The 13,174-nt window shown below is 70.4% G+C and carries 11 protein-coding genes; 8 read left to right on the top strand and 3 right to left on the bottom strand.

Annotated features, from left to right (window positions below; all coding sequences use genetic code 11):
- The first annotated feature begins 480 nt into the window (after positions 1–480).
- Together ACIRF8_RS30225 and ptsP are read left to right on the top strand one after the other, a co-directional pair.
- Positions 481–930: a PTS glucose transporter subunit IIA gene (locus ACIRF8_RS30225; protein WP_404219847.1), complete on the top strand. Its 450-nt coding sequence runs from the start codon at positions 481–483 to the stop codon at positions 928–930.
- 75 nt (positions 931–1,005) lie between these two features.
- Entirely contained in the window at positions 1,006–2,676 is a 1,671-nt protein-coding gene (gene ptsP, locus ACIRF8_RS30220) for a phosphoenolpyruvate--protein phosphotransferase (protein WP_404219845.1), read from the top strand.
- Positions 2,677–2,773: 97 nt separating this feature from the next.
- Here the strand turns inward: ptsP and ACIRF8_RS30215 are convergent, their stop codons facing one another.
- Positions 2,774–3,673 (bottom strand): hypothetical protein, encoded by a 900-nt coding sequence (locus ACIRF8_RS30215; RefSeq protein WP_404219843.1) that lies wholly within the window; start codon positions 3,671–3,673, stop codon positions 2,774–2,776.
- 72 nt (positions 3,674–3,745) lie between these two features.
- A complete protein-coding gene (locus ACIRF8_RS30210) occupies positions 3,746–5,719 on the bottom strand; it encodes an acetoacetate--CoA ligase (protein ID WP_404219841.1) in 1,974 nt (657 codons plus the stop codon).
- 214 nt (positions 5,720–5,933) lie between these two features.
- Here ACIRF8_RS30210 and ACIRF8_RS30205 point away from each other — a divergent pair, with 214 nt between their 5' ends.
- Positions 5,934–8,303 (top strand): glycoside hydrolase family 31 protein, encoded by a 2,370-nt coding sequence (locus ACIRF8_RS30205; protein ID WP_404219839.1) that lies wholly within the window; start codon positions 5,934–5,936, stop codon positions 8,301–8,303.
- Between the two features lie 36 nt (positions 8,304–8,339).
- Here the strand turns inward: ACIRF8_RS30205 and ACIRF8_RS30200 are convergent, their stop codons facing one another.
- Complete coding sequence (locus ACIRF8_RS30200) at positions 8,340–8,855, bottom strand: NUDIX domain-containing protein (RefSeq protein ID WP_404219879.1); 516 nt, start codon at positions 8,853–8,855, stop codon at positions 8,340–8,342.
- A 93-nt stretch (positions 8,856–8,948) separates the two neighbouring features.
- On the opposite strand from ACIRF8_RS30200, the gene ACIRF8_RS30195 reads away from it, so the two are divergent.
- The 5 genes from ACIRF8_RS30195 (at position 8,949) to ACIRF8_RS30175 (ending at position 13,140) form a co-directional block, all read left to right on the top strand.
- A complete protein-coding gene (locus tag ACIRF8_RS30195) occupies positions 8,949–9,761 on the top strand; it encodes a M15 family metallopeptidase (RefSeq protein ID WP_404219837.1) in 813 nt (270 codons plus the stop codon).
- Between the two features lie 176 nt (positions 9,762–9,937).
- Positions 9,938–10,123, top strand: coding sequence for a hypothetical protein (locus tag ACIRF8_RS30190; protein WP_404219835.1), 186 nt, complete (start codon positions 9,938–9,940; stop codon positions 10,121–10,123).
- Between the two features lie 190 nt (positions 10,124–10,313).
- On the top strand, positions 10,314–10,751 hold the full coding sequence (locus ACIRF8_RS30185; protein WP_404219833.1) for a Zn-ribbon domain-containing OB-fold protein: 438 nt from the start codon (positions 10,314–10,316) through the stop codon (positions 10,749–10,751).
- Positions 10,748–11,938, top strand: coding sequence for a lipid-transfer protein (locus ACIRF8_RS30180; RefSeq protein ID WP_404219831.1), 1,191 nt, complete (start codon positions 10,748–10,750; stop codon positions 11,936–11,938). Before ACIRF8_RS30185 ends, ACIRF8_RS30180 begins: the two co-directional genes overlap by 4 nt.
- Positions 11,939–12,327: 389 nt before the next feature.
- The gene (locus tag ACIRF8_RS30175) at positions 12,328–13,140 is read left to right on the top strand and encodes an MIP/aquaporin family protein (RefSeq protein ID WP_404219829.1); all 813 of its coding nucleotides are present in this window, start codon (positions 12,328–12,330) and stop codon (positions 13,138–13,140) included.
- Positions 13,141–13,174 lie beyond the last annotated feature (34 nt).

The following is a 13,174-nucleotide window of genomic DNA, read 5'->3' as shown; positions in this document are numbered from 1 at the left end:
TTGTACTCACCCACAGACACTGTCTGAGGCTTTCCTCCGGGCGCTTCCCTTCGGTCTTGCTGTCTTGCGTTTCCGACTCTATCAGATCTTTCCGACCCGATTTCCTCGGTGTTTCGCTCTGCTTTCTTGGAAATCCGCTTTCGCGCTTTCCCTTCCGGCGAGATCGAACCCTACCAGCCTTTTCTTCACCCTCTGACCACTCGTCTGCGGACATGCAGAAGCGGATCGAAGATAAGGTTGACTTGGTAGACGCCGCCGGGACGATGGACGCTCGAACGCGCCGGTCGGTCCCAGGCAGGGGTACGACAGTACATGGGGGCCGGGGTGCGGCGCAAATCGTTTGCCGGGCGCACCTACGTCCGCCAACCGGTACCTCCCGTGCGGAACCGGGACTTTTTATGACTTACGCTTCTGAACAGTACGCCGTCCAGGACAGATAGTGACGGTGACCATGAATCCCCGCCCCCTGGGAGGCTTGCCATGACCAGTGTGACGTCCCCTCTTGAAGGACGCGCCATCGGGCTCTCCGCTGTTCCTGACCCGGTGTTCTCCGGTGCGATGGTCGGCCCCGGCACCGCCATCGACCCCGTCCGCGAGCCCTCGGAGGCCGTCGCTCCCGTCAGCGGCATCATCGTGTCCCTGCACCCGCACGCCTTCGTCGTCGTGGACGAGGAGGGACACGGGGTCCTGACCCACCTGGGCATCGACACCGTCCAGCTCAACGGCGAAGGCTTCGAGCTGCTCGTCAACAAGGGCGACACCGTGCAGCGCGGCCAGTCCGTGGTCCGCTGGAACCCGGCAGCCGTCGAGGCCGCGGGCAAGTCGCCGGTGTGCCCGGTCGTCGCGCTCGAGGCCAGCGCCGAATCGCTGTCCGATGTCGCCGAGAGCGGCGAGCTGCGGGCCGGCGACGCTCTCTTCGGCTGGAAGTGACGCAACTCCGTCACTGACGGTCGGCAGTACAACCATCGCGGTGGCTCGGGCCCCGCACTATCGGAGACGGGTGAGATGGAGACAACGCTTCGAGGCGTCGGCGTGAGCCACGGTGTGGCGATCGGCGAAGTTCGGCACATGGGGACGGCGGTCCTGGAGCCGCCGGCCAAGCAGATCCCGCCGGAGGAGGCCGAGCGCGAGCAGGGGCGCGCCCGCCAGGCTGTCGAAGCTGTCGCGGCCGACCTGATCGCCCGCGGCAATCTGGCCGGTGGCGAGGCACAGGGAGTGCTCGAGGCGCAGGCCATGATCGCGCAGGACCCCGAGCTCATCGCCGATGTCGACCGTCGTATCACCGTCGGCAGCACCGCCGAACGAGGAATCTACGACGCCTTCTCGCACTACCGCGAGCTCCTCGCGGGCGCCGGTGAGTACATGGCCGGTCGTGTCGCCGACCTCGACGACGTGCGCAACCGCATCGTCGCCCGCCTGCTCGGGGTGCCCATGCCCGGCGTACCGGACAGCGACAAGCCGTACGTGCTCATCGCGCGTGACCTGGCGCCCGCGGACACCGCGCTGCTCGACCCCGCGCTCGTGCTCGGCTTCGTGACCGAGGAGGGTGGGCCGACCAGTCACAGCGCGATCCTTGCCCGTGCGCTCGGGGTGCCCGCCGTCGTCGCCCTGCCGGGCGCCGGTGAGCTGGCGGAGGGCACCGTCGTGGCCGTCGACGGCAGCACCGGCGAGATCTTCGTGGACCCGACGCCGGAGAAGCGGGCCGCTCTGGAGGCCTCGGCCGCCGAGCGCAAGGCCGCGCTGGCCGCTTCGAGCGGCCCGGGTGCCACCTCCGACGGGCACAAGGTGCCGCTGCTCGCCAACATCGGCGGGCCCGCGGACGTGCCTGCCGCCGTCGAGGCGGGCGCCGAGGGCGTCGGTCTCTTCCGCACCGAGTTCCTCTTCCTCGACAACAGCAAGCAGGCTCCGTCCGAGGAGAAGCAGGTCGAGGCGTACCGCCAGGTGCTCGAGGCCTTCCCCGAGGGCCGTGTCGTCGTGCGGGTGCTGGATGCCGGTGCCGACAAGCCGCTGGACTTCCTGACCCCGACCGACGAGCCCAACCCGGCGCTCGGCGTGCGCGGTCTGCGGTCGCTCCTCGACCACCCCGAGGTACTGCGGACCCAGCTCACCGCGCTGGCGAAGGCCGCGGAGGGGCTGCCCGTCTACCTCGAGGTCATGGCCCCGATGGTGGCCGACCGGGCCGACGCCAAGGCATTCGCCGACGCCTGCCGTGCGGCCGGTCTGCGGGCCAAGTTCGGTGCCATGGTCGAGATTCCGTCCGCCGCGCTTCGTGCCCGTTCCGTGTTGCAGGAGGTCGAGTTCCTGTCGCTGGGCACCAACGACCTGGCCCAGTACACGTTCGCGGCCGACCGGCAGGTCGGTGCCGTGTCGCGTCTCCAGGACCCGTGGCAGCCCGCGCTGCTCGACCTGGTCGCGCTGTCCGCCGACGCGGCGAAGGCCGAGGGCAAGAGCTGTGGCGTGTGCGGCGAGGCCGCGTCCGACCCGCTGCTGGCCTGTGTGCTGACCGGTCTGGGTGTCACCTCCCTCTCCATGGGCGCCGCGTCGATCCCGTACGTCCGTGCGACGCTCGGCAAGCACACGCTGGCGCAGTGCGAGCGTGCGGCTGCCGCTGCTCGTGCCGCCGACTCCGCCGAGGAGGCACGTGCGGCCGCGCAGGCCGTGCTGTCGGGCGAGTAAATCGGACGAGCGCTCATCGAGCGACGTTGTTCCTGGGGCGCTCCACCTTCGGGTGGGGCGCCCTCAGGGTTTTCGGGCGGCGCCTCGTGGCGCCGGGTCAGTGGCGGTGGCGGGTCTCGGGAGCGCGGTCCTCCACTTCGGGTGCGGTGCAGTAGTCGACGCCGGGCTCCGGCGCTGTCAGGTCACCCGAAGCGGCGTCGGTGCAGTACGCGTCGAAGACCTGGGCAGCGGTCAGGGGATGGAGCCGCTCGTCCTTCAGGCGCCAGCCGTAGACGCGGGCGCTGCCGTCCCTCGTGGTGCGGACGACCAACGCGCAGGAACCACCGGTGACGATGGCCAGTGCCATGACGGTCGTCAGCTCCATCGCCGCGGTCTCCTCCATGCGGACGCTGCCGGGGGCTCCGGCATCGATGCGGAGCACCGCCAGCAGCGTCTGCTTTCCCGTGGGGACGCTGCACACCCAGTGATGGAAACCTTCGCCGATGGTGTCGATCGCCCGGGCCACCAGGTACGAGGCGCGGCCGAAGGCGGCCCGTCCGATGTCCTGTCCGCACACCGCGCAAGGGCCGGTGCGGGCGAGTACGGACGAGGCGTACTCCCAGGTCGCCTGGCGTACGGCCTCTTCGACCAGATCCGGGACGAGGTCGGCCAGGGGCTGTCCTTCGTAGGGGACGGTGGCGCCGGTCGAGGCCAGTTCCGCCGTGAACCGTGTGCGGCTGGTCGGGGTATCGGGTTCGAGGCCCGTGTCCGCGCAGAACTCGGCGTATTCCTCCGGGTCGAAGAGCGCGACCGTGGTGTGGCCTCCCTCCGCGGCCATGGATGCGAGGAGTTCTTCCACTTGGCGCAGGTATGCCGTGTGGTCGTCGAAGGTGAAGCTGCGGTAGCGCCGCATCTCCGTGAAGTCCTGCTCGTCGGCCAACAGGCCGATGGTGCCCGCGACTTCGCGGCGCAGGATGTGCCGTGCTCCGGTCGTCCCGGTGTGCTGGGTGCCCGTCATGATTCCCCCTGTGTACGCTCGCCGATCAATGCTCACTCAGAGTAATCGGCGGCACTGACAACGGGCCGGGCCTCAGGTCCGTCCGCGGGCGATCTGCTCGTAGAAGCGGAGCAGTTCGAGGTTGTCGACGGAGCCGGGGTTGACCGCCTTTTCGAGGGGGGTGCCCTGGAGGAGGCGTTTCACCGGGACCTCGATGCGCTTGCCGGTGAGGGTGTGGGGGACGCCGGGGGCTTCGATGATCTCGTCCGGGACGTGCCGTGGGGAGAGGTGTTCGCGGATGGTCCGCCGGATGCGGGCGCGCAGGTCGTCGTCGAGGGTGGCGCCCGGGGCCAGGTGCACGAAGAGGGGCATCCAGTAGCCGCCGTCGGGCTGTTCGAGGCCGATGACGAGGGACTCGCGGATCTCGGGGAGGCGTTCCACCGCCTCGTAGATGTCGGCGGAGCCCATGCGGACGCCCTGGCGGTTCAGGGTGGAGTCGGAACGGCCGTGGATGACGACGGAGCCCCGGGAGGTGACGGTGATCCAGTCGCCGTGGCGCCAGACGCCTGGGTAGGTGTCGAAGTAGCTGTCGTGGTAGCGGCTTTTGTCGGGGTCGTTCCAGAAGTGGATGGGCATGGACGGCATCGGGTTGGTGACGACCAGTTCGCCGACTTCGTCGATGAGCGGCTTTCCCTGGGGGTCCCACGCCCGCAGGTCCGTGCCCAGGGCGGGGGCTTGCAGTTCGCCGATGTACACGGGGAGGGTGGGGACGGCTCCGGCGAAGCAGGAGCAGACGTCGGTGCCGCCGCTGACGGACGCGATCCACAGGTCGGCGCGGACCTCGTCGTGGAGCCACCGGAAGCCGTCCGGCGGGAGTGGCGAGCCTGTCGTGGCCACGCACTTCACGTGGGACAGGTCATGGTCGCGGGAGGGGTGTACGCCGGCTTTGCGGCAGGCCATGACGTACGCGGCGGAGGTGCCGAAGAGGGTCGCTCCGGTGCGTTCCGCGATGGACCACTGCGCGCCGGTTCCCGGATGTCCCGGGCTGCCGTCGTACGTGACGATGGTGGTGCCGGTGAGGAGCCCGGAGACGAGGAAGTTCCACATCATCCAGCCGGTCGACGTGTACCAGAAGAAGCGGTCGTCGGGGCCGAGGTCGCAGTGCAGGCCGAGCTGTTTGAGGTGCTCGACGAGGATGCCGCCCTGCGACTGGACGATGGCTTTGGGCAGGCCGGTCGTGCCCGAGGAGTACAGCACCCACAGGGGGTGGTCGAACGGCACCTCTTCATAGACAGGCGGTACGTCGGCGGAGGTGAGGGCCGACCATTCCAGGACGCCTTGTGGGGCGTCCGTGCCCAGGAGGGGGATGTGCACGACAGCGCGCAGGCTCGGCAGTTCGGAGCGGAGTTCGGCCACGGTGTCGCGGCGGTCGTGCTCCTTGCCTCCGTAGCGGTAGCCGTCGACGGTGAACAGGACGACCGGTTCGACCTGCTGGAAGCGGTCGAGGACGCTGCGGGCTCCGAAGTCGGGGGCGCACGAGGTCCAGACGGCGCCGACCGCGGCGGTGGCCAGGAGGGCGACGACGGCTTCGGGGATGTTGGGCAGGTAGCCGCTGACGCGGTCCCCCGGGCGTACTCCGAGGCCGCGCAGCTCGGCGGCGAGGGAGCCGACCTGCCTGCGGAGTTCCGACCAGGTGACGGGGCGCGGTTCGTGGGTCTCGTCGACGTGCAGGATGGCGGGGGTGTCCGCGCGCGCGGGGTCGTCGGCCGTGCGCAGTGCGTGGGCCGCGTAGTTCACGGTGGCGCCGGGGAACCATGAGGCGCCGGGCATCGCGCGGCTGCCCAGTACGCGCGCGTAGGGGTGGGTGAAGCGCACGTCGAACCAGTCGGTGACGGCTTTCCAGAACGTTTCGAGTTCGGTGACCGACCAGTGGTGCAGTGCCTCGTAGCCGCCCTCCGCGGGTGCCCCGTACCGCTGGGAGGCCCAGGCCTGGAAGCGGGTGACCTGCGCGTCGGCGATCTGCTGCGGGTCGGGCTGCCAGAGCGGCGAGGGGTTCGCTGTGGTCATGGTGCGGCTCCTGGGAAGTACGCGGTGTGTGCGTTCTCGGCGCGCACGGGCCGGGGTGTGCGCGTGACGCGGCTGACAGGACGATGCCATGTGATCGACTGCGACACCAGGGTGTCCCCCACACAGTCCGCCGCGTGAAGATGTGTTGTGGCCACGGGTGAACGGCAGTTGAACGCGACACGCGCGCGTGGCGCCGAGTGGCAGGGTGAGCAGCATGGACGGTCGAGACCTGATGCGCTCGATGAAGGCGGTCTCCGCGGTGGGCCCCGTGCAGGGGCTGCGTACCGCGCGGGCTTCGTGGCGGCATCGCCGGGCGGATGCCGTGGGGCTCTCGCGCCGGGGTCCCGAGCGGGCGCGGATCCCGGGGAACGTGGTCGGGGTGGAACCGGGGCCCGGCGGCGGAGTGGTGCGTTTCGACCGGTCCCGGCTGCGGATCACGGTCACGGTGAGCGGTGCCGTCTTCTGGGGATGGGACGGGGCGGAGTCCACGCCCTCCTACGGGATGGCCGACGGATGTCCCGAGGCGGATCCGCGGGCCGTCCTGGAGCCGGACAAGGACGGTGGCCGACGGGTGGTGTCGGAGCGGGTCACCGTGACGGTGTCGCGGCACGGCGCGGTCTCCGTGTGCACTCCGGGCGGTGTGCTGTTGCGGCGCGATCTGCCGCCGCGGTGGTGGGAGCCCGTGGGCGGCGGGGAGGCGCGGTGGGTGCAGCGGTCGGAGGTGGCGGCGGACGCGCGGTTCTTTGGGCTCGGGGGGCGGACCGCGGGTCCGCGGTTGCGTGACGGGACGTACGCCTTGTGGAACGCCGAACGGTGCGGCCTGTTCGGGCCGGGTGACGATCCGCTGTCGGTCGCGAGGCCGGTACCGGTCACGATGCCGGTCCAGATGGTGGTCGCGGACGCGGGCACGCACCTGGTGTTCCACGACAACACATGGAACGGCGCGGTGACTCTGCGTGAGGGCCGGGAGGGGGCTGGTTCGGGGCACGACCGGCCGGGGACGAGCGAGGTGCGCATGGAGGGCGGCCCGTTGCGCTGCTGGGTCGTGGTCGGTCCGCCCGCGCGCGTGCTGCACACGTGGGCGCGGTTGACGGGTGCCCCGGCGGTGCCGCCGTCGTGGGCGCTGGGGCACCATCACGCGCGTCAGGGCGGTGAGGAGGAGGTGCGCCGGGTTGTCGCCGGCTGCAAGGAGCGTTCGCTGCCTCTGGACGCTGTGCACGTGGACAGCGAGCGCCGGGGTTCGTGGCGGTCCGTCGTGGCCGCTCCCGAGGGTTCTCCGTCGGTCTCCCGGCTCGCCGAGGTGTTGCGTGGGGAGGGTGTCCGGTTGGTCTCCGTCGTCGATCCGGAGGTGAGGGCCGAGCATGGCGAGGCGGTGTTCGACGACGGCCGGGCGATCGACGCCTTCGTGCAGGATGCGGCGGGCCGGGTCGTGCGCGGGGTGTCGGGGCCGGGCGAGACGGTGTACCCGGACTTCACGGCGAAGGGTGTCCGCAAGTGGTGGGGCGGCCTGTACGAGGAGCGGCTGGCGCGGGGTTCCTCGGGTTTCTTGCACGACATGGGCGTGCCGGTCTCCTTCCTCGCGTCGGGGGTCTCGTGGTCGCCGCGGTCGGCACGGCATGCGTTGGAGGGACGTGGGGGCGACCATCGTGAGGCGCACAACGTGTACGCCTTGTGCATGGCGCGCTCCGCCTACGAGGCCCTGCGTGAACTGCAACCCCGGGAGCGGCCGTTCGTGCTCTCCCACGCCGGCTGGGTGGGCATGCAGCGCTACGGCGGGGCGTGGTCGGGGAACGTGGGGGCCGGATGGTCCGGGTTGCGCGCTTCGTTGTCCCTGGTGATGGGGCTCGGGCTGTGCGGAGTTCCGTACTCGGGGCCGGACGTGGGCGGACTCGACGGGGATGCGTCCGGGGAGCTCTCCTTGCGCTGGTTGCAACTGGGCGCCTATCTGCCCCTGTTGCGTACGTGTTCCGGTGTTCGGGCAGGGCGGCGGGGACCATGGGCCTTGGACGACGACGTGGTGGTGCACGCGCGCGTGGCACTGGACGAGCGTCGGCGTCTCTTCCCGTACTTCATGACACTCGCCCACCTGGCTCGGCGTACGGGTGCTCCGTATGTGCGTCCCTTGTGGTGGGGCAATCCGGAGGAGCGTGCTCTGCGGGACTGTGAGGACGCCTTCTTGTTGGGGGACAGCCTGTTGGTGGCTCCCGTGCTGGAGCCGGGGGCACGGCGCAGGGTCGTACGGCTGCCCCCGGGGCGGTGGTACGACACCGCGACCGGTGCGGTCCTCGACGGGCCGGGTGCGGTGTCGGTCGAGGCTCCCCTGTCGCGGATCCCGGTCCTTGCCCGCGCCGGGTCGGTGATCCCCGTACGGGGTGAGGGGGGTGGCACCGAGGTGGAGGTGTGGGCTCCGGAACCAGGCCGTGCAGGGGGTGGCGTGGTCGTGCCGGACGCGGGGGACGGGTGGGAGGAACCCGCGGTCGAGCGGTATCGGGTGCGTTGGAGCGGGGGCCGGGTGGTCGTGGAGGAGGACGACGAGCACGGCGGCGGTGCACCGCCGCGCCCGGTGCGCGTACGCGGCCTGTGAACCGTTCCTCACGGGCTCACCGACCGCTCCCCCGGGTCACATGTAGCGGCCCTCGAACCATGCCTCGACGGCCAGGGTGTGAAGCGGGAAGGCCAGCTCCGCGGGGCGTCGCAGGAGCTGCCAGCCGTCCGTCTCGTCCGTGGGGGCGCTGACGGGCAACTGCGCGGCCGGGCGCTCGGGCAGTCGGCCGAAGAGCAGGAGGTGGCCGTCGGGGGCGCTGAGGGCGTCCACGAGGCGTACGTCGCGGGCAGCCGCCTCGATGCCCGTCTCCTCCTTGAGTTCACGGACGACGGCCTGCCGCCAGTCCTCCCGGTCGTCGATGAAGCCGCCGGGCAGCGCCGTCTCCCCGCGCGCGGGGGCGACCGTACGGGTGATCACGACCAGGCCCGTGCCGGTGGCGTCGTACACGGGTTGCAGGGCGACGGCGACGGGCAGCGGGTTGCGGTAGGCGACGGAGTGACAGGCGGGGCAGGTGCGCGGCCAGCCGTGCGCCTCGGTCCCGTAGGCGGTCCCACAGCTCGAACAGTGGGAATCCGGAACGGGGTTGACCATGGGGTGGGTTGATGCGGACACGGCGCGGACTGTATCCGATCACCGGTGGCCGCCCTTCCCCGGAGGGGTCGGGTCCTGATAGACGGAGGGGCCATGAGGCGAACCTTCTCCGCTCCACGGAAAATCGCGACCTTGTCGGCCGCCGCGCTGCTCGGTGTTGCCGCGGCCCCCGCGACCACCGCCCAGGCGACACCTGATCCCAAGGCGCCCAAGAACTTCGTGGCGCTGAGTGATGTCGATCCCACGATCATCCAGGAGATCCGCTATTTCACGGAGCACGACTTCGTGGGCGAGCCGATCGACGGTTACAAGAAGCCCCTGTGCATTCTCACCGAGCCTGCCGCCAAGGCGTTGCACAAGGCACAGCTCGGGCTTTTGAAGAAGGGCTACTCCCTGAAGGTGTACGACTGTTATCGGCCGCAGCGGGCGGTCGATCATTTCGTACGGTGGGCCAAGGACCTGGACGACCAGAGGATGAAGCCCGAGTTCTATCCGCAGGTCGACAAGACGCGTCTGTTCGCGGACGGTTACATCGCGGAGAAGTCGGGTCACAGCCGGGGCTCCACGGTCGACCTCACCCTCGTGAAGCTGCCTGCCCGGCCCACGCGGCCTTACGTGCCCGGGGAGCCGCTGAGGGCGTGTTACGGGCCGCAGAAGGACCGCTTCCCCGACAACTCCGTGGACATGGGGACGGGGTTCGACTGCTTCGACACGTTGGCGCACACGGATGATCCGCGTGTTCGGGGTGCGCAGCGGAGCAATCGGGATTTGCTGCGGGGTGCGCTCTCGGAGAAGGGGTTCGTCAATTTGCCTGAGGAATGGTGGCATTTCACGTACAAGCCCGAGCTTTTCCCCGACACCTACTTCGACTTTCCCGTGAGCCGTCGGTCGCTGACCGGGAGATAGGTCGGTAACCGGGAACAAGAGGGGACGGGTTCCGGCGGGAGCAACACCTCGTCGGACGGCGGCCCGTAGCCGGATTCGAGGAGTCCCCCCGGTCGTCGCATGATGTCTTCGTTCTCACCACACGACCCGGGGATCATGAAATCCGCACGGTCCTGGCCACCGTCGCCCTGCTCACCGTGGCCCTTACCGCATGCGGCGACGCCGCCGCCGAGAAACAGGCCGGCTGCCGGAGGGCACTCGGCTTCGTTGCGGCCCAGTTCGAAGCCACCGAGACCGACAGACCCGACGGCTGTGAAGGCGTCAGCCAAGAGGACTACATGCATCTCCTCAAGGCCGAGGTCGCCAGGGGCGACGACAGGTGAGGACGTGATCGGGAGCACCCCCGTGGGTCCCGGGCACGTCCTCACCGCTTAGACGGACGCACGGGAGGCGTGCACGGTTCTCCTCCGGTCGTGCCGGATCCCTGACGGTAGGGGCCCGGCCCGTGGCACACTTCTGACGTACCGTCAGATGTGTTGTCGGGGAGGCACTGTGCCGCGTTCGCGTACGCCTGTGGTGGCCGACTGGTTCGCCGGGGAAGGGGACGAGTTTCGTCTGCTGGGGACCCGTTGTTCGGCGTGCGCGTCGGTGTTCTTCCCTCGTGAGGAAGGGCGTTGCCGCAATCCCGGGTGCGCCGGCGGTGGTCTGGTCGAGGTGCCGTTGTCGCGTCGGGGGCGTGTCTGGTCGTACACCGATGCCCGTTATCGGCCGCCACCGCCTTATGTCTCGGACCGGGAACTTCCGTGGGAGCCGTACGCGTTGATCGCTGTGGAGCTTGCGGCAGAGCGACTGGTGGTCCTCGGACAGGCGGCTCCCGGAGTGTCCGTGACCGATCTGGCCGTCGGCATGGAGGTGGAGCTGGTACCGGGGGTGCTGAGCGAGGAGGGGGACGACGAGAGCGGCACGGCCTGGACTACATGGCACTGGCGGCCGACGGGGGTGGCGGCATGACGGGGGATGTGGCGGTGCTGGGCGCGGGCATGCACCCCTGGGGCAAATGGGGGCGCGGCTTCGTCGAGTACGGGACGGCGGCGGCGCGGGAGGCGCTCGCGGACGCGGGCGTGCAGTGGCGGGACGTGCGCTCCGTGGTCGGCGCGGGCACCGTGCGCGGCGGCTATCCGGGCTATGTGGCGGGGGCGACGTTCGCCAAGGCGCTCGGCTGGCAGGGGGCCCGGGTCGCGAGCGTGTACGCGGCTTGCGCGTCGGGCGCGCACGCCATCCACACGGCGCGGGCGCAGATACTCGCCGGGTTGGCGGACGTGGTGCTGGTAGTGGGTGCGGACGCCGCGCCCAAGGGCTTCTTCCGGCCCGCGGGCGGAGAGCGGCCGGACGATCCCGACTGGTTGCGCTTCCGGGTCCTGGGGGCGACCAACCCGGCGTACTTCGGCCTCTACGCACGTCGTCGCATGGCCCTGCACGGTGACACCCTGGAGGACTTCGCCCAGGTCAAAGTCAAGAACGCGGCGTTCGGGGCGCTCAATTCGAACGCCCGATACCGCACGGCGGTGACGGCCGAGGAGGTCGCCCGTTCCGCCGTGGTGGCCGACCCGCTGCGCCTGCTCGACATCTGCGCGACGTCGGACGGTGGTGCGGCGCTCGTCCTGTCCAGCATGGAGTTCGCGCGCCGGCACGGAGCGAAGGACCCGGTCCGTGTCCGGGCGGTCTCCACGGTGACGCCCACCTTTCCGAACACCGTGCTCGACCTGCCCGACATCGCGACGGACTCGGCGGCGGGCGTCGAGCCGCAGGGGCCGCCCTTCCGGGCCGCGATAGCCCGCGCCGCCTACGAGGAGGCCGGTATCGGACCCGAGGACCTGTCCCTGGCGGAGGTCTACGACCTGTCCACTGCCCTTGAGTTGCAGTGGTACGAGGACCTGGGCCTGTGCGGGGAGGGTGAGGGGGCCAAGCTGCTCCGGGACGGTGCCACCGCGCCCGGCGGTCGCATACCGGTGAACACCAGCGGTGGGCTCGCCTCTTTCGGTGAGGCGGTTCCGGCACAGGCGATCGCCCAGGTCTGCGAACTCACGTGGCAGTTGCGGGGCACGGCGGGCGCACGCCAGACGGCGGGGGCCCGGGTCGGCATCACCGCCAACCAGGGACTGTTCGGGCACGGCTCGTCGGTCGTCGCCGTGCGCTGACCGCACACTCCCCCGCCGGATTGCTGCCGTGCCTCAAATGCCTTGTGCTGCAAGGGATTTGACGGACGGAGCGCTACCGGTCAACCGGTGCGGTCCGCGACCTTGACGCTCCAGTACGCCCGGTGAACACTTCCGGATGTCAGTCGGCATCGCCGCATGTCGGCCCACCGTCCACCGGGGTCCTTGCCTGCCCCGGTGGCGTTTCCTGCCGGTCGCGGCAGGCCGGGCCACCTCCCACGATCGGCGGCTGTGCGGGCACTCTCGGCGCTGACGCCGGGCGGGGCGCGGGATGCCCCGCCGTCGGCGGAAGCCGTCGTAACCAGCCATGGATTCGCACCCTGCACGGAGGACCGGGGCCGACCGCCCCGGGCAAGGGCCTAGGAGCCGCCATGAGCAACGGAGACATCTTCGTCGGTGAGGTCATCGGCACCGGCATTCTCATCCTGTTCGGCGCGGGCGTCTGCGCCGCCGTCACCCTCAGACATTCCAAGGCGAGGGCCTCCGGGTGGATCGTCATCGCGTTCGGCTGGGGCTTCGGCGTCCTCGCCGGGGCGTACACCGCCGCACCGCTCTCGGGCGGCCACCTGAATCCCGCCGTCACCCTCGGCATCGCCGTCGACACCGGCAAGTGGGACAAGGTCTGGGTCTACCTGTGCGGCCAGATGGTCGGGGCGATGCTGGGCGCCGTCCTCGCGTACCTGGTCTACCTCGCGCAGTTCAACGCCAACGTCGGCCCCGGCACGACGAACGCCGAGGGCGCGGGCCGCACCGAGGCCGCTGAGGGTACCGAGGGCGAGCCGGCGTCCGCGGTCGTCGCGGACGAGGAGGGTCCGACGCCGACGCTGGGGATCTTCTCGACGATCCCCGAGATCCGGAACCCGGTCGCGAACCTCATCACGGAGATCATCGCGACGGTCGGTCTGGTCCTGCCCGTCCTCGCCTTCGGGCTGACCAAGGGCCTGGGCGAGTCGGGCACCCAGGTGCTGGTCGTGGCCCTGGTGGTGGTCGGCATCGGTCTGTCGCTCGGCGGGCCCACGGGCTACGCCATCAACCCCGCCCGTGACCTCGGGCCGCGCATCGTGCACCAGTTCCTGCCCATTCCCAACAAGGGCACCTCCGACTGGGGGTACGCGCTCGTCCCGGTGGTCGGACCGCTCATCGGCGGTGTGCTGGCAGGGCTCATCTACAACGCGGCGTTCTGAAACCCGGCGCCCGGACCGCTCCCGACAGTTCTCT

It is taken from the genome of Streptomyces sp. NPDC102406 (genome assembly GCF_044765725.1).
Classification (GTDB): Bacteria; Actinomycetota; Actinomycetes; order Streptomycetales; family Streptomycetaceae; genus Streptomyces.
This window is presented reverse-complemented; position numbering and strand designations above follow the sequence as displayed.

What these genes read in the sequence shown, in the direction of transcription:
- ACIRF8_RS30175 (WP_404219829.1), top strand. Translation starts at nt 12,328, where the DNA reads ATGAGCAACGGAGACATCTTCGTCGGTGAGGTCATCGGCACCGGCATT.
- ACIRF8_RS30195 (WP_404219837.1), top strand. Translation starts at nt 8,949, where the DNA reads ATGAGGCGAACCTTCTCCGCTCCACGGAAAATCGCGACCTTGTCGGCC.
- ACIRF8_RS30215 (WP_404219843.1), bottom strand. Translation starts at nt 3,673, where the DNA reads ATGACGGGCACCCAGCACACCGGGACGACCGGAGCACGGCACATCCTG.
- ACIRF8_RS30205 (WP_404219839.1), top strand. Translation starts at nt 5,934, where the DNA reads ATGGACGGTCGAGACCTGATGCGCTCGATGAAGGCGGTCTCCGCGGTG.
- ptsP (WP_404219845.1), top strand. Translation starts at nt 1,006, where the DNA reads ATGGAGACAACGCTTCGAGGCGTCGGCGTGAGCCACGGTGTGGCGATC.
- ACIRF8_RS30225 (WP_404219847.1), top strand. Translation starts at nt 481, where the DNA reads ATGACCAGTGTGACGTCCCCTCTTGAAGGACGCGCCATCGGGCTCTCC.
- ACIRF8_RS30200 (WP_404219879.1), bottom strand. Translation starts at nt 8,855, where the DNA reads ATGGTCAACCCCGTTCCGGATTCCCACTGTTCGAGCTGTGGGACCGCC.
- ACIRF8_RS30180 (WP_404219831.1), top strand. Translation starts at nt 10,748, where the DNA reads ATGACGGGGGATGTGGCGGTGCTGGGCGCGGGCATGCACCCCTGGGGC.
- ACIRF8_RS30210 (WP_404219841.1), bottom strand. Translation starts at nt 5,719, where the DNA reads ATGACCACAGCGAACCCCTCGCCGCTCTGGCAGCCCGACCCGCAGCAG.